Source organism: Amycolatopsis acidiphila, from assembly GCF_021391495.1.
Classification (GTDB): Bacteria; Actinomycetota; Actinomycetes; order Mycobacteriales; family Pseudonocardiaceae; genus Amycolatopsis_E; species Amycolatopsis_E acidiphila.
This window is the reverse complement of record NZ_CP090063.1, coordinates 57,643-78,588: the sequence shown is the minus strand read 5'-3', so window position 1 is coordinate 78,588 and position 20,946 is coordinate 57,643. Positions and strand designations below refer to the sequence as shown.

The following is a 20,946-nucleotide window of genomic DNA, read 5'->3' as shown; positions in this document are numbered from 1 at the left end:
AAAAGACCCACGGTTCTTGGTTACACTCCCAGAGGGGTAAGGAGCCGGGAACGAGCTGGGGGGTGAGGGCACTGGCCGAGACCACGCCCTCCGCAGCGCTGACGTCCCAGACCCCGAAGAAGACCCGGATCGTCTTCATCGACGTCGGGCGCGCGCTGGGTGCCCTGCTCGTCTTCTACAGCCATCTCGCCCACGAGTGGATCCAGACCAAGGGCGAGAAGGCGCCGTACGTCGACTTCCTCGAGGCGCTCAGCAGCGACCCGATGCACATGGCCAAGCAGGGCATCGGCGAGGTCGCCGTCCCGTTCTTCTTCCTGGTCAGCGGGTTCGTGGTGACGCCGATCGCGCTGCGGCAGGGCATGCAGCGGTTCTCGGTCAACCGGCTGATCCGGGTCTACGTCCCGATCGTCTTCGTGGTCCTGCTGACCACGCTCGCGCTGCTGGCGCACCTGCATCCCCCGTCGACCGGGCAGCCGCAGACGCTGACCCCGCTGACGGTGCTGACCAACAGCACGCTGGTCAACTACCTGCTCACCCCGCAGGTGGTGCTGCTGCCGGTCGCCTGGTCGATGATCGTCGAGGTCCTGTTCTACGTCGTGCTGATCGCACTGCTGCCGGTGCTGCGCCGCTCGGTGTGGCTGGCGATCTCGATCGAGCTGACCTTCATCTTCGTCGTGCTGATGAGCGCCAGGCAGTTCTCCGCGTCGTACTTCCTCTTCGCCGTGAACGTCTCCTACCTCGCGATCCCCATCATCGGGCAGATCGTGTGGGCGACCACGTCGAAGCGGATCCCGTTGTGGGCCGGTGGCGTGTTCGGCGGTGTCGCCTGGGCCCTCTACGTGCTCGGCGACATCATCAACGTCGGCCGCATCGACAGCTCGTACAACCTGGCGCTGGCCTTCGCGGTGCTGTGCTTCCTGATGGGCATGTTCGCGGAGCCGAAGCTGCGCCAGCGCCGGTTCTGGACGGCGCTGTCGGAACGCAGCTACTCCATCTACCTGCTGCATTCGCTGGTGGCGTTCGTGCTGCTGGACCTGATGCGCCCGGCGGTGCCGTTCCCGATCGCGCTGGTGCTGGCGATCGCCGCGGTGTTCGGGGTGGTCGAACTGAGCTACCGGTACGTCGAGCGCCCGAGCCACACGCTGGCGCGCCGGTTGTCGCACGGGTCGCAGCCCAAGCCGGAACCGATTCCGGTCAGCGCGGAGATCACCATCGAGCTGCCGAGGACCGAACCTCGCCGTCGCCCGCAGCCGGCGCCGGCCGATGCGGAGCGGACGGTGGTGATGCGGCCGGTCGTCCGCCGCCAGCCGCCGGGCCGGCACGCGGCGCCCCGCCGTGTTACCCCCAACAGGTGAGATAGGCCGTGTCGAGCAACCTCGTCCCCCGGGTGTGCGCCTTTCAGGGTGAGCATCGGGTGCGGAAGGGGGCCCGGGATGTGGCTTCAGATCGCGTTCGTCGTCGTGGTGGCCGTCGTGTTCCTGGTGCGGCTCGTGGCCGGGCTGCGCGGCGGCAAGTAGCTACTTGCCCGGCGTGACCAGGCCGGATTCGTAGGCCAGCACCACCAGCTGTGCCCGGTCACGGGCGCCGACCTTCGTCATGACGCGGCTGACGTGGGTGCGGGCGGTGGCCGTCGAGATCACCAGGTGCGCGGCGATCTCGTCGTTGGACAGCCCGCCCGCGACCAGCGCCAGCACCTCGCGCTCCCGCTCGGTGATCTGCCGGACGGCGCCGCTGTCGACACGCCGGTTCTCCGGGCGGCCGACGAACTCCGCGATCAGCCGCCGGGTGACCGTCGGGGCGAGCAGGGACTCGCCGTCGGCGATGACGCGCAGCGCACGCAGCAGCTCCACCGGTTCGGTGTCCTTCAGCAGGAACCCGCTGGCCCCGGCGCGCAACGCGTCGTAGACGTACTCGTCGATGTCGAACGTCGTCAGGACCAGCACCTTCACGGCCTTCAGGTCCTCGTCGGCGGTGATCCGGCGGGTCGCTTCGAGGCCGTCGACACCGGGCATACGGATGTCCATCACCACGACGTCCGGGCGGTGTCGCCGGACCAGCTCGACCGCCTCCCCACCGTCGCGTGCTTCGCCGCACACCTCGAAGCCGTCCTCGGTCTCGAGCAGCACCCGGAATCCCGCCCGGACCAGAGCCTGGTCGTCGGCGAGCACCACCCGGATCGTCATCGGTCCTCCTCCACGGGCAGTTCCGCCCGGACTTCGAAGCCGTCATCGGCGCGCTGCGCCCGCACCGTCCCGCCGAGGGCGGCGGCCCGCTCGGACATCCCGCGCAGGCCGTTACCCGCCGTTGGCGGGCCGGTGTCGCGGCCGTTGTCCTTGACCCGCATGGAGAACGAGCCGTTGGACCGTCCGAATGAGACGTCCACTTCGGACGCCTCGCGGGCGTGCCGGACGACGTTGGTCAGCGACTCCTGCAGGATCCGGTAGGCGGCGCCGTCGAGCGGGGCGGGCAGCTCGCCCGGCGAGCCGTGCACCCGCACGGTCAGCCCGGTCGCGCGTGCGTGCTCGACCAGCTCGCCCAGCTGACGCAGGCTCGGCGCGGGGCCGAGGCCCTGCCCGGACCGCAGCACGGCGACCGTCGCCCGCAGGTCGGCCAGCGCGGAGGCGCTCGCCTCCTTGATCGCCAGCAGCGCCTCGACGGCCTGCTCGGGGCGCCGGTCCGCCACGTGCGCGGCGACCCCCGCCTGCACGTTGATCATCGCGAGGCTGTGCGCCACCACGTCGTGCACCTCGCGGGCGATCCGCAACCGCTCCTGCTCGGTCATCCGGTACTGGTGCTCCGCCGCCCGCTCGCGGGCGGCCCGGATCGCTGCCGCCCGGTTGCGCGCCGCCGTGCCGATGCCGAGCACCGCGGCGAGCCACACGACGAGCAGTGCCGCCCGTGCGTCCGCCACCACCGTGCCGCCGGTCGCCAGGCTCACCACGGCCGCGACGGCCAGCGCGACCACCCCCGCGACACCGGCGAACAGCGGGCCACGGCGGTGGGTCAGGGTGAACAGCGCGATCGTCGGCAGCAGCAGCGCCGGGCCGCTCGGGTAGTCCGACCAGTAGTACGCGAGGACGGCGCCGTAGCAGACGAGGAACACCGGCAGCGGAAACCGGCGCACGAACAGCAACGGCAGCGCGGCCGCGGCGAGCCAGGCGTAGCCTGGCGCGTCGAGCCGGTGGCCGCCCGGCTGGAAGTGCGCGGCCGCCGTCGTCGCACCGAGCACGAACGCCATCGGCACGACCGTCAGCAGCACGTCGCCCACATGCCGGTTCACTCGCCACACGCCTGTGAAGCTACGGCACCCGAACCCGCCGCGCGTCCGTCCGAAAGCGGCTTTCGCGGCTACGACCAGTACCGCCGCAGCTTCCGCTCGGTCTCCTCGTCCGCCGGCACGTGGGTGGTCATCCGGGTCTCGGAGTGGCGGCCGAACCACAGGTGCGTGTAGTTGAACGACAGCAGCCCGGCCTGCGGGCGCACGATCCGCTTGGTGAGGTTGCGCATCGGCTGCACCTCGTGCCGGTTCCACAGCGCGTCGAACTCCGGCGACTCCCGGCGCAGCCGCTTGACCAGCTGCTTCCAGGCGGGCTCGCTGACGTGCTCGGCCATCATCGCGCGCAGCTGCGCGACCGCCCGCGGCACGCTGTCGTCCCAGTCCTTCAGCCGCGTCCGCCACTCTGGGTTGGTGAAGCACTGCAGCACCGAGTTCCGCTCCTCGAACGGCAGCCGGTCGATGTCGAGCAGCCAGTTGAAGGCGCGGTTGTAGGCGAGGATGTCGGTGCGGGCGTTGTACACCGCGGCCGGGTACGGCTCGAGTTTTTCGAGCATCGCGTGGATCTCCGGAGTGACCGCCTTGCACTCCTGTTCGGACACCGGCTCCGGCACGCCGGCGAGCGTGAACAGGTGCGCCCGCTCGTACGGGTCGAACCCCAGGGTGTTCGCGATGGCCTGCAGCACCTGCTCGGAGGCGTTGATGTCGCGGCCCTGTTCGAGCCAGGTGTACCAGGTGACCCCGACCCCGGCGAGCTGCGCGACCTCCTCGCGCCGCAGGCCAGGGGTCCGGCGACCCGGCAGGCCGAGCTGCTCGGGCGCGATCCGCTCGCGGCGGCGGACGACGTCTGCGGACGGGCGCACGGCGGTGGTGATGCCGCCACTGTCACACACCGCGGAGGCTGGTACCAGGTAGTCCGAATACCTGGATGAAGCACACCTGGTACCAGGCTCCGGGCTCGCGCTGACCCCGGCGGCCGTCGCGTTCCTGGTGGCCTCGCTGCTCAGCAGCCGGCTGGTCAGCCGGCACGGGCACCGGGTGGTGCCCCTCGGGTTGTCCGTGCAACTGCTCGGCCTGCTGACGCTGGTGGTGACGGTGCCGGCGGCCTGGCCGAACCTCGATGTCCTGGACCTGGCACCCGGCATGCTCGTCACCGGCGCCGGACAGGGGCTGGCCGCGCCGACGCTGTTCCGGGTGATCCTGTCGCGGGTGCCCGCGGGCAGTGCCGGGGTCGGCAGCGGGATGCTGACGACGACTCAGCAGACCTCGCCGGTGCTCGGCGTGGCGGCGCTCGGCACCCTGTTCGCCGCGCTGAGCACGACCGGGATGGCGACCGCACTGGTCACGGTGCTGCTGGTCCAGGCGGCCATGACGGCGCTGGTCGCGCTCGCGGCCCGGCGGCTGCCCGACCCACGCGGCTGAAAAAGTTCGCGCCGACCCGTCGGAGAACCGGCTCCCCGGACGACGATGGGGATGTGAGCGAACCGCGGGTACGACCGGACCCGGCCTTCGCGCTGCTCGACCTCTACGAGGACGCGCTGCCGGAGGTCTACGGGTACCTGCTGTCCCGCTGCGGGAGCCGTGTGGTCGCCGAGGAGCTGACTTCGGAGACGTTCCTCGGTGCGGTCACCGCCTGTCGGAACGCGGGGGCGCCGCCGGTGAGCACGCCGTGGCTCATCGGGGTCGCCCGGCACAAGCTGGTCGACCACTGGCGGCGGCGCGAGCGGGAGGAGCGAGGGCTGCGGCTGGCGCACGAGGCCGAGACCGTGGACCCGTGGGACGAGGAGCTCGACGCGTTGCTCGCCAGGCAGGTGCTCGCCGAACTCGGCGCGCACCACCGGGCCGCGCTGACCCTGCGCTACCTCGACGGCCTCGCGGTGCCGGAGGTCGCGCGGCTGCTGGGCCGGACCGTGCACGCGACGGAGGCCTTGCTGGTACGGGCCAGAGCCGCGTTCCGCGTCGTCTACCGGGAGAAGGAGGGCCGTGATGACTGATCCGTTCGACGCCCTCCGCCGGCCGGTGCGCCCGGCCGACCCCGATCCGCGGTTCGCCGCCGAACTACGCGAGAGGTTGCAGCGTGCCGTCCTGAATGGAGGAGAGATGACCAGTACCGAGTCGCCCGCACGGGCCGAACTGCATTCCCTGACCCCGTATCTGGCCGTGCCCGACGCACGGCGGGCACTGGAGTTCTACGTCGAGGTGTTCGGCGCGACCCGCCGGGCCGAGCCGATCGTGATGCCCGACGGCCGGATCGGGCACGCGGAGCTGGCGATCGGCGACGCCGTGCTGATGCTGGCCGACGAGTTCGAGGACATCGGCCACGTCGCGTCGCCGGGCGGCGCGTCCATCCGCATTGAACTGTCCGATGTGGAGGATGCCGTCGAGCGCGCGGTGGCCCGCGGTGCCGAGTTGCTGCGGCCGGTGGCCGACACCGGGCACGGCGTGAGCGGCGCGATCCGCGACCCGTTCGGCCAGCGGTGGCTGATCTCGCAGGCTCCGCCGCGCACGGCCACCGGGACCGGCGCACGACACGGCGAAGCCGTGTACTTCACCTTCCAGGTGCCCGACGACGAAGCGGCCAAGGCGTTCTACGGTCGGGTGCTCGGCTGGCAGTTCTCGCCCGGCAGCACCGAAACCGCCTGGGGTTTCGAGGGCAACGGCCTGTTCGGCGGGTTGTGGGGCGGGCCGGGACGGCAGGTCGGCTGGAAGCTGATGTACGCGGTCGACGACATCGAAGCCGCACTCGCCCGCGTACGCGAGATGGGCGGCCGGGCCGGTGAAGTGGAGCAGAACCCCTACGGCCGGTCCGCGGACTGCGTGGACAACCAGGGCATCGAGTTCTACCTGCTCCAGCAGCCCTAACGGGCCAGGACGCGGGCGCGCGGGCGGCCGAGACCGAGCCAGGTCAGGCCGGTGGCCAGCACGACCTTCGGGTCGAGGAGGTTCCGCGTGTCGACGACCGCGTCGCCGTGCATCAGGTCGGCGATGTAGGTCCAGTCGAGGTTGCGGAACTCGGCCCACTCGGTCAGGACCACGATCGCGTCCGCGCCCTTGGCCGTCTGGTACGGGTCGTCCACGATGCGCATGCCGGGGAGATCGCCGCCGACCGCAGGGTCGTAGGCGGTCACCTCGGCGCCGTGCGCGGCCAGCATCGCGGTCACCGACAAGGCCGGCGAGTCGCGCAGGTCGTTGGTGCCCGCCTTGAACGCGAGCCCGAGCACGCCGATCCGCGCGCCGGCGAGGCTGCCGCCGACGGCACCGGCGATCTTCGCGACGATCCGGTCCCGCTGGGCGATGTTCTCGCCGATGGCGGCGGACAGCAGGGAGAAGTCGAAGCCGACGGACTCGGCGACCTGGACCAGCGCGTGCGTGTCCTTGGGCAGGCACGAGCCGCCCCAGCCCGGCCCGGGCTTGAGGAACGAGCGGCCGATGCGGCGGTCGTAGCCCATCCCGTCGGTGACGGACTCGATGTCCGCGCCGAGGCGTTCGCACAGCTCCGCGACCGCGTTCACATAGGACAGTTTCATCGCGAGGAAGCAGTTCGCCGCGTACTTCACCAGCTCGGCGCTCGCCGCGTCGGTGACCACACTCGGCGCGGCGAGATCGGCGTAGAGCTCGGCGACCCAGCGCGCGGTGGGCTCGTCGTCCGAGCCGACCACGATCCGGTCCGGGTTGAGGAAGTCGGCGACCGCGGTGCCCTCGCGCAGGAACTCCGGGTTCGCGACGACCGGCACGTCCGCGCGGCCGAGCAGGCCGCGGATGCGCTGGGCGGTGCCGACGGGGACGGTCGACTTGGTGACCACGGCACATCCCGCGGGCAGGGTGCCGGAGATCTCGTCGATGACGGCTTCGACCGCACGCAGGTCGGCGGCGCCGCCCGCGCCCATCGGGGTCGGCACGCACAGGAACACGGCCTGCGCATCGGCGACGGCGCGGCGCGAGCCGACGACGAAGCCCAGCCGGCCGGTGGCGAGGCCGCGGGAGACCAGCTCTTCGAGCCCGGGTTCGAGGATGTCCACCCGGCCGGCCGCGAGTCTGGCGACCTTCATCTCGTCGACGTCCACGCAGGTGACCTGGTGACCGAGGCCGGCGAGGCAGGCCCCGGTGGTGAGGCCGACGTATCCGGTGCCGATGACGACGATCCGAGCTGAGCCCATGCTGCGAAGGTGACATCCGGAGTTGACGACCGCGCTAACTGCAGGGGTCGGCCCCGAATACTCCGCGCTACGGGTGAGGAGGGCCACCCCGCGGGCGTGCGAACGGCCGTTAACCTGACATCCGGCAGTGCGGCCCAGGTGAGAGGGGAACGAAATGCGGATCACGGACACGGCGGCGATCGTCACCGGGGGTGCCTCCGGCCTCGGCGGGGCGACCGCGCAGGCCCTCGCGGCGAAGGGGGCGCGGGTGTTCGCGCTCGATCTCGCGGGCGGGATCGAAAAAGCGCCGAAGGTGGACGGCGTGACCTACGTCGAGACCGACGTGACCGACCCCGAGCAGGTGGCCTCGGCGGTCGAGCAGGCCGCCGGATCCGGCGTGCCGCTGCGGACCGTGGTGAACTGCGCGGGCATCGGCCCGTCCGCGCGCATCCTGTCGAAGAAGGGCACGCACGACCTCAACCTGTTCCGCAAAGTCATCGAGGTCAACCTGATCGGCACGTTCAACGTCGTCACCCTGGCCGCCGAGGCGATCGCGAAGACCGAGCCGCTGGCGGACGACGCGCGCGGCGTCATCGTGAACACCGCCTCGGTCGCGGCGTTCGACGGGCAGATCGGGCAGATCGCCTACTCCGCCTCGAAGGGCGGGGTGGTCGGGATGACCCTGCCCGCCGCGCGCGACCTCGCGTCCCACGGCATCCGGGTGGCGACGATCGCGCCCGGCATCGTCGACACCCCGATGCTGGCCACGGTCAGCGAGGAGTTCCGCGCGGGACTGGCGGCGAGCGTGCCGTTCCCGAAGCGGCTGGCGCGCCCGGACGAGTACGCGCAGCTGGCGGTGGACATCGTCGAGCACGACTACCTCAACGGCGAGGTCATCCGGATGGACGGCTCGATCCGGATGGCGCCCCGCTAGAGGTCGCCCATGTACGGGATCTCGTTGGCCGGGCCGGACATCCAGGCCCGCAGGACGCGGGTGGCGCGGACGTCGTCCTCGTTGTAGCGCAGGAGGCGTTCGCGCTGGCCGGCGTCCGGCTCGGCGCCGTCCATGCCGACGGCGTCGCGGTACCAGCGCATCGACGCCTCGCCGCTCGCCTCCGGGTCCCGCCAGCTGAACCCGGCCACCGGGGCGACCACCTTCAGCCCCTTGCCGCGGGCGCACAGGAACTGGTCCGACACCCCGCGGAACAGGTCCACCCACTCGTCGGAGTCCACAAAGGACTGGACCTCGCCCTTGCCGGGGATGCCGTCGAGACCGCCGAAGCGCTCCACCGAGCCGAACAGCCAGCGGTTCTCGGCCATCGCGTTGTAGCAGTACGCGCGGAAGGTCAGCCCGGCTGCGGCGGTGCGGGCGCGCACCTCGCACAGCCACGCCCAGAACTGGGCGAACGACCGCGCCTCGTCCACCGTCGGCAGTGGGTCCCAGGTGACGAACGAGCGGTAGCCCTGCGTCATGCCGATGTCCGCGCCGGACAGCAGGCAGCCCCACAGGTACGCGCCCGACTCGCCGAAGCTCTCCATGTCCACGTCGACCTCGACGTCCCCGCGCGGGACGGCCACCTCGCGCACCCGGCGCACGACGGTGAGGTCCGCGAGCCAGGCGCGGGCCAGCGCGACGGCGTCGGCGAACGTGCCGGAGGTCCAGACGATCGGCGGCTCGTCGGCCGGGTCCAGCGCCGCCAGCTTGTCCACCGTGGACACACCCGCGCGCCGCAGCTCCACCGCGTCCTCACCGCGCACGACCAGGCTCACGTCCCGGACCGCGCGCAGCTCCGCCTCGCACGTCGGCCACCAGGGGCAGGTGCGGCACTCCAGGATCCGCGACGGTTCGGCCAGCGCCGGACCGCCGGTGGCCGCGGCCCGCGCGACGGCGACCCGGTCGGCGAAGCGGCTGTCGTACTCGGCGAGCGCGCTGCGGCCGCCGGGCCAGGTGGGGGCGGCGAGGTCGTGCCACAGCACCACGTCGGCGTCCAGGCCGATGACCCCGCCGAGCGGCCGCTGCGCCGCGAGGCCCAGTGTCTCCAGCATCCGGCGCAGGTGCGCGAGCCGTAGCTGGTCACGCGCCTGCGAACGGACCTTGCGCTGCTCGTCGACGAGGGCGTGCGCGGGGTCGAGATCCGTCGGCGCCGTCGTCACCGCGCCGGTGCCCGGGTCGGTGATGCGGTGCCGCACGACGAGCAGCGGCAGGTACCCGCCTTCGGCGCGGACGAGCAGCTCGGCGCCGCCACGGCGGTGGCCATGACGATCGGCGGGCAGCAGCGCGCCCCAGATGTAGCCGGCGCCGTCGGCCAGCGCCTGCTCGGTGATGCGGGCTCGTTCGTCGGCGGGCAGTTCACGCGGCACCGTCACCCAGGCGCCGGGGATGGCCTCGACCAGCCGCCGCCGGATCTCCATCCGGTGCGTGGCCGCGTCGGCGATGCGCTGCTCGGCGGCCGGATCCGGCGGGGCGAGCCGGGTGCCACGCATCGACGGGTCGGCCTCGAGATGCACCCGGCGCCGGCAGCGGCTCACCGCCCCGGCATCGAGAAGCACCTCTGTTTCCACATCAACCACTGTAGAAGCACCCTCCGACAGAACTGACGCGCGTCCGGCGTGCCCGGACTTGGCACGACCAGTAAGTTCATCCCATGGCACGCAAGAAGACCGCCGAGTCCGCCGGTAAGGGTTTGACGCCGAAGAAGGCCCGCAACGCGGTCTCCGTGGCCAAGGTCGTCGTGCCGGCGGTGTTGCCGGTGCTGGCGCCCGTCGCGGTGCGCGCGGCCGGCGCCGCGCGCGAGGCCTACGACCGGTACCAGGCCCGCAAGCTGGGCGTGCCCGTCGAGCGGCTGCCCGAGTTCACCGGTCGGGGCGCCGGGCTGCTCGCCCGCATCGCCGGGGTGTCGGAGGCTGTCACGGAGCTGATCGAAGCCCCGCGCGCGAGCAACGAGGACGTCAAGTTCGGCGCCGACGCCCGCTCGACCCTGCACCAGCTGACCGCCGCGGTCCGGGCGGCGGAACGCATGCCCGCGTCCCGCCGCAAAGCCGCGCACCAGGCGGTGGGCGCCGAACTGGAGCGACTCGAGGGGCAGATCCTCAAGCGACTGGGTGTCTGACCCCGGTCACTTGATGAAGCCCTTGGAGATCATCCAGTCCCGGGCGACCTCACCGGCGTCCTTGCCGTCGACGTCGACCTGCTTGCAGAGCTCGATCATCTGCTTGTTGTCCATCGCCTTGCCGACCGGCACGAGCACGTTCGCGAGCGCCGGATGCGCCTCCAGGAAGGACTGCTTCATCGTCACCGACGCGTTGTACTGCGGGAAGAACTTCTTGTCGTCGTCCAGCACGCGCAGGTTCAGTCCCGCGATCCGGCCGTCGGTCGTGAAGATCTCACCGAAGTTGCAGCTGCCGCTCGCGACCGCCGAGTAGATCGCGCCGGTGCCGAACGTCTTGACGTTCGACGTCGGGAACCCGTAGACCTTCTGCACCCCGGGCATGCCGTCCTGCCGGCTCGCGAACTCGGTCTCCACGCAGAACACCGCCTGGTCGGGGTGTTGCTTGAGGAACGCGGTCATGTCCGAATTGGTCTTGAGGTTGTGCGCGGCGGCGTAGGACTCCTTGGTGCCGAAGGCATACGTGTCGTTCAGCGGCGAGTAGTCGAGCCAGGTGATGCCGTTCTGCTTCTCGTCGGCCGCCTTGACCGCGTCGAACTGCCGCTGCTCGTCCGGGATCGGCTGGGTGTTGCCCTGGTAGGAGATCCAGGCGGTGCCGGTGTACTCCCACGACATGTCGATCTGCCCGTTGAGCAGCGCCTGCCGTGCGCTGTTGGAGCCGCTGATGTTCGACAGGTCCGTGACGTCCGCGCCCGCCGCCGACAGCGCGAGTTCCGCCAGGTAGGCCAGGATGATGTTCTCGGTGAAGTCCTTCGACCCCACCGTCACGCTCAGCCCCTCGAGGCTCGGCACCGGCCGGATCGAGCCCGGCTGCACCTTGTACGGCAGGGCCGCGTTGACGTCCAGACCACAGGCGGTCAGCGACGAAGCCAGCAACACGACACCCAGCAGCGCCTTCAGACGATGCTTCACTTGAGCCCCCTCGGTCCGAAAACCTCCTCGAGCACCGCGCCGACCCAGTCGACCAGCAGTGCCAGGCCGACCGCGAGCACCGCGCCGGTGATCAGCACCGGGACCCGGTTGAGCTTGTACCCGGTGTCGATCAGCTCGCCGAGCCCGCCACCGTCGACGAAGAACGCCAGCGTCGCGGTCCCGACGGCGAGGACGAGCGCGGTCCGCAGGCCGGCCAGGATGAGCGGCACGGCCAACGGCATTTCAATACGCCAGAGCACGCCGGCCCCGGACATCCCGATGCCGCGACCGGCGTCGGTGAGCGCCGGGTCGACCGCCTCGATGCCGACGATCGTGTTGCGCAGCACCGGAAGCAGCGAGTAGAAGGCCAGCGGCAGCACCGCGCACCAGAAGCCTTCCCAGCTGGTCCAGAGGAAGAACAACACGATCATGCCGAGCGCCGGCGCGGCCTGACCGATGTTCGCGATGGTCAGGAACACCGGCGCGAACCGGCGGGCCCACCTGCGGGTCAGCAGCATGCCCAGCGGTACCGCGACCACGACGACGATCGCCGCGACCGCGATGGTGATCAGCAGGTGCGCCCAGGTGTCGGCGAGCAGGGTGGAGATGTTGAGGTTCGTGGCCTCGATCGCGTCGTTGTCCCGGTTCAGCGCCCAGATCAGCACCGCGCCGACGATGACGACCACGGCGAGCGGCTGGGCGATGAACCGGCCGCGTTCCGCGCGCCGCGAGCCGGACTCGGTCGAGAAACCGGTGTCTACGGTGGTGGTCATGATTCGGCGTGCTCCTCGCGCAGGCGCTGGATCGTCGCCATCACCGTGTCCAGCTCGATCATGCCCGCGTACTCGCCGCGCTGACCGGTGACCGGCACCCCGCCGCCCTCGACGAGCATCGCCTCGAGCGCGTCCTGCAGCGTGGACTGCAGGCTGACCAGGTCGCCGAGCGGCCTGCCGACCGTGGCCAACGAGGTCGCGGCGCGCAGGTCGCGGACGTGCGCCCAGCGGACCGGGCGCTTGCGCTCGTCGAGGATCAGAGCGTAGGTCTTGCGCTGCTCTGTCAGCTTCTGGCGCAGGTCCTCGGGCGACTCGCCGTAGGTCGCGGTCACCGCGTCGGTCCTGAGCTCGACGTCGCGCACGCGCAGCAGCGTGAGCTGCTTGAGCGAGGCGCCGGCGCCGACGAACCCGGCGACCGTGTCGTCGGCGGGGTTCGCGAGGATCGCGTCCGGGGTGTCGTACTGCAGGATCTTCGACTGGTCGCCGAGCACCGCGATCTTGTCGCCGAGCTTCACGGCCTCGTCGAAGTCGTGCGTGACGAACACGATCGTCTTGTGCAGTTCGGACTGCAGCCGCAGCAGCTCGTCCTGGAGGTTGCCGCGGGTGATCGGGTCCACCGCGCCGAACGGCTCGTCCATCAGCAGCACCGGGGGGTCCGCCGCGAGCGCCCGTGCCACCCCGACGCGCTGCTGCTGACCGCCGGAGAGCTGGCGCGGGTAGCGGTCGTGGAACTGCTTCGGGTCGAGCCCGACCAGGTCCATCATCTCCTCGACCCGGTTGCCGACCTTCTTCTTGTCCCAGCCGAGCAGCCCCGGCACGACGGCGATGTTCTGCGCGACCGTGAAGTGCGGGAACAGCCCGGCCTGCTGGATCGCGTAGCCGACCTTGCGGCGCAGCCGGTCCGGGTTGAGGCTCAGCGCGTCCTCACCGCCGATGGTGATCCGGCCCGAGGTCGGCTCGATCAGCCGGTTGATCATCCGCATCGTGGTCGTCTTGCCGCAGCCCGAGGGGCCGACCAGGATCACGATCTTCCCGGCCGGGATGGTCATCGTGACGTCCTCGACCGCGGGCTGCCGCGTGCCCGGGTACCGCTTCGTCACGTGCTCCAGCTGGATCTCCACGCCGGAGACAGCATTGCCGGCGCCTTCCTCGACGCCGGATGTGGTTTCGATCGTTTCAGACACGGACACCCCTCGGAACGGTGAAACGGGCGATGATGACGTAGATGCCGTCGAGGATCAGCGCGAGGATGACCACGCCGATCGTGCCGGTGAGCGCCTGGTTGGTGGCGTTCGCGCTGCCCGCGCGCGTCAGCCCGGAGAACACCTCGGAGCCGAGGCCGGGCCCCTTCGCGTAGGCAGCGATCACCGCGATGCCCATCAGCATCTGGGTGGCGACGCGCATCCCGGCGAGGATGGCGGGCCAGGCCAGCCGCAGCTCGACGCGGGTGAGCACGCCGAAGCGGTTCATGCCGATGCCCTTGGCCGCGTCGGTCACCGCCGGGTCCACCCCGGACAGTCCGACGATCGTGTTTCGCACGATCGGCAACAGGGCATAGACAACGAGTGGGATGACGCTCGGCGCGACGCCGAGCCCGACGATCGGGATCAGCAGACCGATCAGCGCGAAGGACGGGATGGTGAGGATCGTGCTGGCCAGCGCGGTGGCGAGGGCCGAGCCGATCGGGCTGCGGTACACCGCGACGCCGATCAGCACCCCGATCACCGCGGCGACGATGGTGGCTTGCACGACTTCGCTGACATGCAGCCAGGCTTGCAGCGAAAGTCTGCTCCACCGGTCCGCAACGTAGTCGAACAGGTTCACGCGGTGCGGCTCCCTCCCGGTCATGTTCACCCGTTCGGAAGAACGGAGAAGCCGGTCAATGGCCTGATCACCGTTCCTCATTCCTTGTTAATGGGCAACTTCGGCCACCCTCCGGAAGGGCCCGCAACGGTGTTGATCACCTGATCGGATGGCCTCTGACCAGGGAACATAACCTTTCTTCACAAATTTTCACGTTCCGTGCCAACGTTGCGTTCACCACATGAGACGGGCGTGTGAACCCACCGAACGGTCTCCTACGCTGGGCGGGTGAGCAGAGCCCCTCGACAGCACGCTGTGTCACGCGGGCTGCGTGGCGGACTGCTCGCGCTGTCCTCGGCCGGGCTCGCGATCACCGCGCACGCGCTCGCCGGCGGCGGCATGCCCGACACCGCGCTGACCCTGTTGCTCACCGTCCTCATCGGCTGGATGGGGGCGGCGCTCGCCGAGAAGACGAAGGGCCCGCTCGGCGTGCTGGCCGTGCTCGGGGTCGCGCAGACGGCGATGCACCTCGTACTCACCGAGCTGATGGGGCACATGACCTCACCGCGGCCGGAGATGTACCTCGCGCACGCGGTGGCGACCGTGCTCACCGCGGTCCTGCTCGCGCACGCCGAGTCGATGGCGCGGCTCGCGGTCGCCGGCCTGTGGCTCCTGCTGCCCGTCGTATGGCGGCCGGCACCCGTCGCAGGCGCTCCCGTCCTGATCCCCGTCACGCCCGCGGCGGACACGCCGACGCTCTCGGTGCTGCTGCGGCGCGTGCACCGGCGGCGCGGCCCGCCGCCCTGCTCCTGAACCTTCCCCCGTCAACCCGGCGCTCTCCCCGCGCCGGTCCAGTACTCATGTTCAGGAGCAGGAACTTCCATGTCGAAAAACCACGCCCTGCGCGCGTCCGTCCTGGCCGCCACGTTCGGTGTCGCCGGGCTTCTCGGTGCGGGCGTCGCGTCCGCGCACGTGACCGCGAACATCTACGGCAGCGAGCCGCAGAAGGGCGGCAGCGGCACCATCGTCTTCCGCGTGCCCAACGAGGAGGAGGACGCCGGCACGAACAAGGTCGAGGTCGACTTCAAGCCGGAGTACGCGATCAGCACCGTGCGCTACAAGCCGGTGCCGGGCTGGACGGCCCAGGTCGTGAAGACCCCGCTGCCCGCCCCGGTGAAGGACGGCAAGAACCTCGACGTGACCAACCCGGTCACGAAGATCGTCTTCACCGCGCAGCCCGGCTCGGGGATCGCCAAGGGCGACGCCGAGTTCCAGGAGTTCGAGATCTCCGCGTCCACTCTGCCGTCCAATGTCGACGAATTGGTGCTGCCCGCGATCCAGACCTACGACGACGGCCAGGTCGTGAACTGGGACCAGGTGGAGAACGGCGGCGCGGAGCCGGAGCACCCGGCACCGACCGTGCAGCTCGCCGCCGCGTCGACCGGGACCGGGCACGACGCGCACACCATGAGCGCGTCGACCACCGGTGACTCCGCGACCGCCGGCTCGACCGACAGCACGGCACGCTGGCTCGGCGGCGCCGGGCTGGTCGTCGGCGCGCTCGGGCTCGGCATCGGCGGCGGCGCTGTCCTGCGCGGCCGCAAGGCGGCGAAGTAGATGCGCAAGGCACTCGCGGTGCTGGCGCTGACGGTGGCGGCCATGATCGGCACGGCCACCCCGGCGCTCGCCCACAACGTGCTGATCTCGACCGACCCGGGCAAGGGCGCCTCGCTCGAGACCGGGCCCGCCAAGATCACGCTCACCTTCGACGCCCCGGTCCAGGGCGGTGACATCAACCAGATCTCGGTCGTCGGACCGGACAAGTCGCAGTGGGCCGAGGGCGCGGTGGAGATCAACAGCAATGTGATCACCGCCGCCGTGCGGCCGCTCGGTCCCGCCGGGACCTACACGGTCGGCTACCGGATCCTGTCCGCGGACGGGCACCCGGTCGAGGGCGAGTACACGTTCACCCTCACCAAGGCCGGCAACGGCACCCCGGCCACGGCCGGGGCGGCCACCGGCGCCGCCACCCAGTCCGACAGTGGTTCGGGCGGCGGCGGCGTCCCGGTCTGGGTGTGGATCTTGGGCGCGGTCGTCCTGCTGGCGATCGGGCTGACGCTCGCACTGCGGACGGGCCGGGAGAAGAGGCCGTGACGAAGGCCGGGACCACCTCGCCCGTGCGGTACTCGACGCTCGTCGCCGCGGTCGCGGCGGCGCTGGCCGGGGTGCTGGTCGGGGTCGCGCTGACCACGACCACCCCCGTGCCGGGCGTGACCGACGTGAGCGAGGTGGTCTCGGTCGCCATCCCGGTGGTGCGCGTGCTGCTCGACCTGGCGGCCGTGACCACCATCGGGCTCGGCCTGCTGTCGGTGCTCGTCGGTTACGACCGGCCGAAGCTGACCGAACCGGTGCTCGCGCTGGCGCGGCCCGCCGCCGTGGCGAGCGCGCTGGTGTGGGCGGCCACGGCACTGGTCACGCTCGTGCTGCAGACCGCGGAGTTCCAGCCCAAGGCGAGGACGATCAGCTTCGACGACATCTGGAGCTACGTCGGGCAGATCGGCGCGGGCAAGGCGCTGCTCGTCGTCGCCGTGCTCGCGCTGGCGCACGCCGGGCTCGGCGTGCTCGCCGTGCGGCACGGCGAGAAGGTGCCCGCCGAGGTGCGGGTCGGGCTGGGCCTGTTCGCGCTGCTGCCACTGCCGGTGACCGGGCACGCGTCGAACTGGAACTACCACGACTACACGATGATCTCGATGGAACTGCACGTGATGAGCGCCGTCGCCTGGACCGGCGGGCTCGGCGCGATGGCCGTGCTGCTGCTCGGTAACCGGACGCTGCTCGCCCACGCGCTGCCCAGGTTCTCCAAGCTCGCCACGCTCTGCCTGGTGCTCTCGGTGGTGACCGGCCTGTTCAACGCGGCCGTCGAGCTCCTGGTCAACCCGACAATCGCCTTCTGGCCTGCGTTGTTCACCACCGCGTACGGGCGGCTGGTGCTGCTCAAGCTGCTGTGCGCGATCGGGATCGGCGTCCTCGGCGCGAACCTGCGCTGGCGGCTGATGCCGCGGATCGTCCGGCACGAGCGGACGGCACTCGCCGCGTGGGCGAGCCTGGAGTTGACGGTGATGGGCCTGGCTTTCGGTTTCGCCGTGGTCCTGACCCGGGCGCCGGTAACCTGACGTAGCCGCAACTTGCACCTCGCGAGTGGCAATTAGACCGTTCAGGGTGACTAGCTGAGCCGAATTTATTACTCAGTGCACGTGCATTTGCACACTCGACGAACGGTCACTTGCGATCGGCGAATGTCACCGCGCGATCTCACCCGGTGGTCAGCGGTAGCGCGCCCATGGGTCGCCGGTGCGCCCGGTCCGCAGATCGGTCAGCCGGCGGCGCAGCTCGGCGCGGACCTCCGGATGGCTGCGCAGGATCGGCAGCACGCTCGTGGTCAGCTTGAGCTCCCTGGCCTCCCTGAGCACGGGAAACCCGTCCCAGGCGGTGACGTCGAAGCCGTAGACATCGGCGAGCATCCGGTACCGGCCCGCGGGGTCGGCGAACCGCTCGCGGCCGACCGCCAGCGGGGTCAGGTCCCATTCCGGCGGGCCGACGCACGAGGAGTCGAAGTCGCACAGCACCGGCCCGTCCGGGCCGACGATCACGTTGCCGGGGTGCGCGTCGCCGTGGATCAGCCCGCGGGGCAGCGGGTACTCGAGGTCGTCCAGCGCGGCGGCCACCTCGACGCACCGGTGGAGGAGAAACCGCCGGTCAGCGGCCTGCAGCTCCTCGGCGTCCGCGATCCGCGCCCGCACGTCGCCCAGCGGGTCCCACTCGCCGACGCCGTCCGGCGCGGGCAGCTCGTGCACGCGCCGGAGGAGCCGGCCGAGGTCCTTCGCGGTGGCGCGCCGACCGGTGGGCGGCACGTGCACCCACGCCGTGACGACGTGCTCGCCGACGGAAAGCGGCTGGTCGACGCCGGGGAGCAGGCGGATCGCGGGGATGTCGTGGCGTTCGAAGTGCCGCGCCACGGCGACGGCCCGGTCCGCCCGGTGCCGCAGCGCACGGGAGCCGACGATGCGCAGCACGACGGGCGCGCCCGCCAGCTGGTAGACGGCGTTGTTGGTGAACCGCAGCAGCCGCGCGCCGCTCGGGTCGAGCCCGAGCAGCGCGGCGGCGCCGGTCAGCGCTTCAGCCAGCTTTTCCCTGGTGAAGCGGCCATCGAGGGTCGCGGCAGGCATGGTCGTGCACCCACCTTTCGCGGCAGGTTCAGGCGGCGAAGAAGAGGCCGAGACGCTCGGCGAGGTCACGCGCGTCCGGGTTGTTCTTCCGCTTCTCCGCCTCTTCCTTGAGTGGCTCCATCCGGTCCTTGATGCGCGCCGACTTGAGTCCTTCGGCCGCGTCGAGCGCGGCCCGGCCGACCCGGGCACCGTGGTCGATGTCGCCTTCGAGCAGGTGGTTGGTCGCGAGCGCACTCAGGTTGAAGGTCTTGCTGCGCTGCATGTCCTCGCCGTAGGCGTCGATCGCCCTGGTCAGCGCCGGGATCGCGTACTTGGTGTGCTTCTGGTCCACGTTGCGCGCGAGCACCGTGTGCACGGTGCCGATCATCGCGTAGACGTCGGTCTCGTTGAAGAACTTCACCCAGTCCTCCGCCTCGGCGAGGTTCGCCCTGGCGAACTCGTCCTTGGCGAGGCCCAGCAGCTTCAGCGCCTGGTCCTCGTTCTGCATCATCGCGTAGGCCCACGCCTGGTTCGCCGCGAGCACGGCGATGGCGAGCTCGGAGCCGGACTCCTGCGCGGCGATCTGTCCGAGCTGGAACAGCTTCAGCGCGTCGTTCGGCGCCTCCTGGTGCAGGTAGACGCGGCCCATCCGGTACAGGATGTTCGCCACCAGCGGGTTGTTGTCGCCCTGTTTGGCCAGCTCCAGTGCGTTCGCGAAATGCCCGCGCGCGGAGTCCATCAGCCCGGTGTCGAACGACGTCCAGCCGGCAAGGCTGTGCAGGTCGGCGAGCGCCACGAACAGTCTGGACTTGACCGGGGTGGTCGCCGAGGAGTCCAGCATCTGCTGTCCCCAGGACAGCTGCGCGACCACGGCGTCGCGGCAGAACCCGCCGCCGTACTGGTAATCGAGTGCCCGCAGCGCTCTCGTCGCTGCCTCCACCTGGCGCACGTCGGTCATCCCGATGTGCCCAGGTGCCGGCGTCCTCGCGGGGCTCGCCCCCCATGCCTGGGGAGACGATCCGAAGACCGCCGCCCCCATCGTGACCTGGGCGGCATGCGCGAGGAAGTTCCGCCGTTTCACGGACTCGTCCTCCTCAGCCTGCTGCTCGTCGGCGGCGCCGACGACCTGAATCTCGGTGGCCTCGTCGTAGGCGAGGCCCATGTATCCACGGGGGACCCCCAGCCCGTCGGCGATCCTGGCGAGCACGTCATAGGCCATGACCTGCCGTCCCTTGAGGATCTCCGAGACCTCGGACTGTGACTGGCCGGTGAGCGCGGCGATCTGGCGCTGGGAGATGCCCTCCTTGCGGAGGTTGCGATAGACCGCGCTGATCTCCCGCGCGGCCAGCGCTTCCCGCATCTCCCGCTTGTCCCAGACATCAGAGCTGATCGGGTGGCCCTGCCGGGCATCCGCAGCGTTACTGGCGTCCATTGCGCCCCCTCACCGTCACCTCGGGCGTCGATTCGCAGCGTAGGCACTCTCATTCAACCGCGCGAAAGGCCCTTTTGCCGAGCCTGATCAGCCCGGGCGAACTATCCCGACCGTTCACCGTGGAACGCGGGCCGGTCGCCGCTGTGACGCCGGTTCGGCTTCTCTTCCGCTCTGGTTCATCGCAATCTAGTTCTCAGTTCTCCGTGAGCGAGCGGGCACACCCCGCGATCACACAGAGCAACGACAAGCACGACAGGAAGCCCGACCCGACAGAGCGGAGTTGACGCGGTGGAGTTCATGGACTCGATCCCGGCAGCACGTGCGACCGCCCAGGCCCACCACCACCACGTCGGGCCGATGAGGACGGCGGCCCGCTCGGCGGTCCCGGCCGTCACGGACCCACGTGCCGCTCAGGTGCGCCGGTACGAGAGCGGCCAGCTGGTGTGGCGCGTGCAGTGCGGCGACATGATCAATCGGGAACGTTGTGTGACGGTGCTCGTCCAGGACGGCCAGGTGGTGCTGGTGGGGCCGCCCGGGGAGACGGCGCGACTGACCGCGGGCCAGCTGGGCCAACTGCGGGCGGCGCTCAACGAAGCTGCGAAGCTGACGGAAAGGTAAGTGGGTTTTCGTGGATCAGATCCTTGGGCAGGTCCTCCGCAATGCGGTATGGGAACGCCTCGACATGCTCGCCGACCTCGCCACCCGTGCTGACACCGACTCGCTGGTCTCCGTGGCCCGCTCCGAGCTGCCCCGGCTGACCGAAGGCTGGCGCGCCATGCTCTTGGCGCACGAGCCCGACGAGCGCGGCGACTGCCCCACCTGCTCGACCCGCTGGCACCGCTGCAAGGCGCCCTGCTCGGTCTGGCAGGTCGCGCACGAGCACCTGGTCGCCGGCGGCCTCGCCCCGCAGCAGGACCTGCGCCGCTCCGGGCGCCGGACGGTGCCGACGGTGCCGAACCAGAACCGGGCGGCGGCCAAGCCGACCCAGGCCGAGACCACGGGCCGTCACGCGCTTATACCGCAGGTCGCAGCGCACTGACCTTTGGTCGATTAATCGCGAAAACTTAGCTCCACTCTCTAGCGGACAGTCCCCTCCGACGCTATGTTGATCAACATGGTCGCTCGATGTGATTTTGCAGATCACACCTTGCGACCCCGCATTCTCCGCGGGCCGGTGCCGTTGCACTCCCCTCCCCCGACCGGTACCGGCCCGCGGGCCCATCCCTACTCGCTCGCTTCGCAGG

The 20,946-nt window shown here is 70.7% G+C and carries 23 protein-coding genes; 12 read left to right on the top strand and 11 right to left on the bottom strand.

The genetic code is table 11. From position 1 onward, the window contains the following. Positions 1–62: 62 nt before the first annotated feature. Positions 63–1,355, top strand: coding sequence for an acyltransferase family protein (locus LWP59_RS00405; protein WP_144637214.1), 1,293 nt, complete (start codon positions 63–65; stop codon positions 1,353–1,355). A gap of 162 nt (positions 1,356–1,517) precedes the next feature. On the opposite strand, the gene LWP59_RS00400 is transcribed toward LWP59_RS00405, so the two are convergent. The 3 genes from LWP59_RS00400 to LWP59_RS00390 form a co-directional block, all read right to left on the bottom strand. Then, the gene (locus tag LWP59_RS00400) at positions 1,518–2,183 is read right to left on the bottom strand and encodes a response regulator (protein WP_144637216.1); all 666 of its coding nucleotides are present in this window, start codon (positions 2,181–2,183) and stop codon (positions 1,518–1,520) included. After that, the gene (locus LWP59_RS00395; RefSeq protein WP_144637352.1) at positions 2,180–3,238 is read right to left on the bottom strand and encodes a sensor histidine kinase; all 1,059 of its coding nucleotides are present in this window, start codon (positions 3,236–3,238) and stop codon (positions 2,180–2,182) included. Before LWP59_RS00395 ends, LWP59_RS00400 begins: the two co-directional genes overlap by 4 nt. Before the next feature lie 110 nt (positions 3,239–3,348). Continuing rightward, positions 3,349–4,167, bottom strand: coding sequence for a helix-turn-helix transcriptional regulator (locus tag LWP59_RS00390; protein WP_144637218.1), 819 nt, complete (start codon positions 4,165–4,167; stop codon positions 3,349–3,351). Positions 4,168–4,264: 97 nt separating this feature from the next. Here LWP59_RS00390 and LWP59_RS00385 point away from each other — a divergent pair, with 97 nt between their 5' ends. The 3 genes from LWP59_RS00385 to LWP59_RS00375 are packed head-to-tail and all read left to right on the top strand — an operon-like array spanning position 4,265 to position 6,136. Then, on the top strand, positions 4,265–4,696 hold the full coding sequence (locus tag LWP59_RS00385) for an MFS transporter (protein ID WP_144637220.1): 432 nt from the start codon (positions 4,265–4,267) through the stop codon (positions 4,694–4,696). 53 nt (positions 4,697–4,749) lie between these two features. Then, complete coding sequence (locus LWP59_RS00380) at positions 4,750–5,268, top strand: RNA polymerase sigma factor (protein WP_144637222.1); 519 nt, start codon at positions 4,750–4,752, stop codon at positions 5,266–5,268. Beyond that, positions 5,261–6,136 (top strand): VOC family protein, encoded by an 876-nt coding sequence (locus LWP59_RS00375; protein ID WP_144637224.1) that lies wholly within the window; start codon positions 5,261–5,263, stop codon positions 6,134–6,136. The genes LWP59_RS00380 and LWP59_RS00375 overlap by 8 nt, the downstream gene beginning before the upstream one ends. Here the strand turns inward: LWP59_RS00375 and LWP59_RS00370 are convergent. Next, complete coding sequence (locus LWP59_RS00370; protein ID WP_144637226.1) at positions 6,133–7,431, bottom strand: UDP-glucose dehydrogenase family protein; 1,299 nt, start codon at positions 7,429–7,431, stop codon at positions 6,133–6,135. The genes LWP59_RS00375 and LWP59_RS00370 overlap by 4 nt on opposite strands. A gap of 154 nt (positions 7,432–7,585) precedes the next feature. On the opposite strand from LWP59_RS00370, the gene LWP59_RS00365 reads away from it, so the two are divergent. Next, positions 7,586–8,344 (top strand): SDR family NAD(P)-dependent oxidoreductase, encoded by a 759-nt coding sequence (locus tag LWP59_RS00365; protein WP_144637228.1) that lies wholly within the window; start codon positions 7,586–7,588, stop codon positions 8,342–8,344. Here LWP59_RS00365 and LWP59_RS00360 read toward each other — a convergent pair. Next, entirely contained in the window at positions 8,341–9,972 is a 1,632-nt protein-coding gene (locus LWP59_RS00360; RefSeq protein WP_144637230.1) for a TM0106 family RecB-like putative nuclease, read from the bottom strand. The two genes, LWP59_RS00365 and LWP59_RS00360, sit on opposite strands and share 4 nt — an antisense overlap. Positions 9,973–10,055: 83 nt before the next feature. Between LWP59_RS00360 and LWP59_RS00355 the strand changes: the two genes are divergently transcribed. Next, complete coding sequence (locus LWP59_RS00355) at positions 10,056–10,520, top strand: DUF6474 family protein (RefSeq protein WP_144637232.1); 465 nt, start codon at positions 10,056–10,058, stop codon at positions 10,518–10,520. A gap of 6 nt (positions 10,521–10,526) precedes the next feature. On the opposite strand, the gene LWP59_RS00350 is transcribed toward LWP59_RS00355, so the two are convergent. From LWP59_RS00350 to LWP59_RS00335, 4 genes are read right to left on the bottom strand one after another with little or no spacing between them, the layout of a single operon-like run. After that, the gene (locus tag LWP59_RS00350; RefSeq protein ID WP_144637234.1) at positions 10,527–11,489 is read right to left on the bottom strand and encodes a glycine betaine ABC transporter substrate-binding protein; all 963 of its coding nucleotides are present in this window, start codon (positions 11,487–11,489) and stop codon (positions 10,527–10,529) included. Beyond that, complete coding sequence (locus LWP59_RS00345) at positions 11,486–12,262, bottom strand: ABC transporter permease (RefSeq protein WP_144637236.1); 777 nt, start codon at positions 12,260–12,262, stop codon at positions 11,486–11,488. Before LWP59_RS00345 ends, LWP59_RS00350 begins: the two co-directional genes overlap by 4 nt. After that, positions 12,259–13,452, bottom strand: coding sequence for an ATP-binding cassette domain-containing protein (locus LWP59_RS00340; protein WP_186383185.1), 1,194 nt, complete (start codon positions 13,450–13,452; stop codon positions 12,259–12,261). Before LWP59_RS00340 ends, LWP59_RS00345 begins: the two co-directional genes overlap by 4 nt. Further along, complete coding sequence (locus LWP59_RS00335) at positions 13,439–14,086, bottom strand: ABC transporter permease (protein ID WP_144637354.1); 648 nt, start codon at positions 14,084–14,086, stop codon at positions 13,439–13,441. Before LWP59_RS00335 ends, LWP59_RS00340 begins: the two co-directional genes overlap by 14 nt. Before the next feature lie 267 nt (positions 14,087–14,353). Here LWP59_RS00335 and LWP59_RS00330 point away from each other — a divergent pair, with 267 nt between their 5' ends. The 4 genes from LWP59_RS00330 to LWP59_RS00315 all read left to right on the top strand — a co-directional run bounded on the left by LWP59_RS00330 (position 14,354) and on the right by LWP59_RS00315 (position 17,238). Then, complete coding sequence (locus LWP59_RS00330) at positions 14,354–14,878, top strand: hypothetical protein (protein ID WP_308431693.1); 525 nt, start codon at positions 14,354–14,356, stop codon at positions 14,876–14,878. Between the two features lie 69 nt (positions 14,879–14,947). Then, positions 14,948–15,682, top strand: coding sequence for a YcnI family copper-binding membrane protein (locus tag LWP59_RS00325; protein WP_144637238.1), 735 nt, complete (start codon positions 14,948–14,950; stop codon positions 15,680–15,682). Then, a complete protein-coding gene (locus tag LWP59_RS00320; RefSeq protein ID WP_144637240.1) occupies positions 15,683–16,219 on the top strand; it encodes a copper resistance CopC family protein in 537 nt (178 codons plus the stop codon). Then, positions 16,216–17,238 (top strand): copper resistance D family protein, encoded by a 1,023-nt coding sequence (locus LWP59_RS00315; protein WP_144637242.1) that lies wholly within the window; start codon positions 16,216–16,218, stop codon positions 17,236–17,238. Before LWP59_RS00320 ends, LWP59_RS00315 begins: the two co-directional genes overlap by 4 nt. A 150-nt stretch (positions 17,239–17,388) precedes the next feature. Here LWP59_RS00315 and LWP59_RS00310 read toward each other — a convergent pair whose 3' ends face one another. Together LWP59_RS00310 and LWP59_RS00305 are read right to left on the bottom strand one after the other, a co-directional pair. Next, the gene (locus tag LWP59_RS00310; protein ID WP_144637244.1) at positions 17,389–18,291 is read right to left on the bottom strand and encodes a phosphotransferase enzyme family protein; all 903 of its coding nucleotides are present in this window, start codon (positions 18,289–18,291) and stop codon (positions 17,389–17,391) included. A gap of 28 nt (positions 18,292–18,319) precedes the next feature. Next, positions 18,320–19,702, bottom strand: a complete 1,383-nt coding sequence (locus LWP59_RS00305; protein WP_144637246.1) for a helix-turn-helix transcriptional regulator — start codon at positions 19,700–19,702, stop codon at positions 18,320–18,322. Between the two features lie 288 nt (positions 19,703–19,990). Between LWP59_RS00305 and LWP59_RS00300 the strand changes: the two genes are divergently transcribed. Further along, the gene (locus LWP59_RS00300; protein WP_144637248.1) at positions 19,991–20,320 is read left to right on the top strand and encodes a hypothetical protein; all 330 of its coding nucleotides are present in this window, start codon (positions 19,991–19,993) and stop codon (positions 20,318–20,320) included. 10 nt (positions 20,321–20,330) lie between these two features. Then, the gene (locus LWP59_RS00295; RefSeq protein ID WP_144637250.1) at positions 20,331–20,741 is read left to right on the top strand and encodes a hypothetical protein; all 411 of its coding nucleotides are present in this window, start codon (positions 20,331–20,333) and stop codon (positions 20,739–20,741) included. The last annotated feature ends 205 nt before the right edge of the window (positions 20,742–20,946 follow it).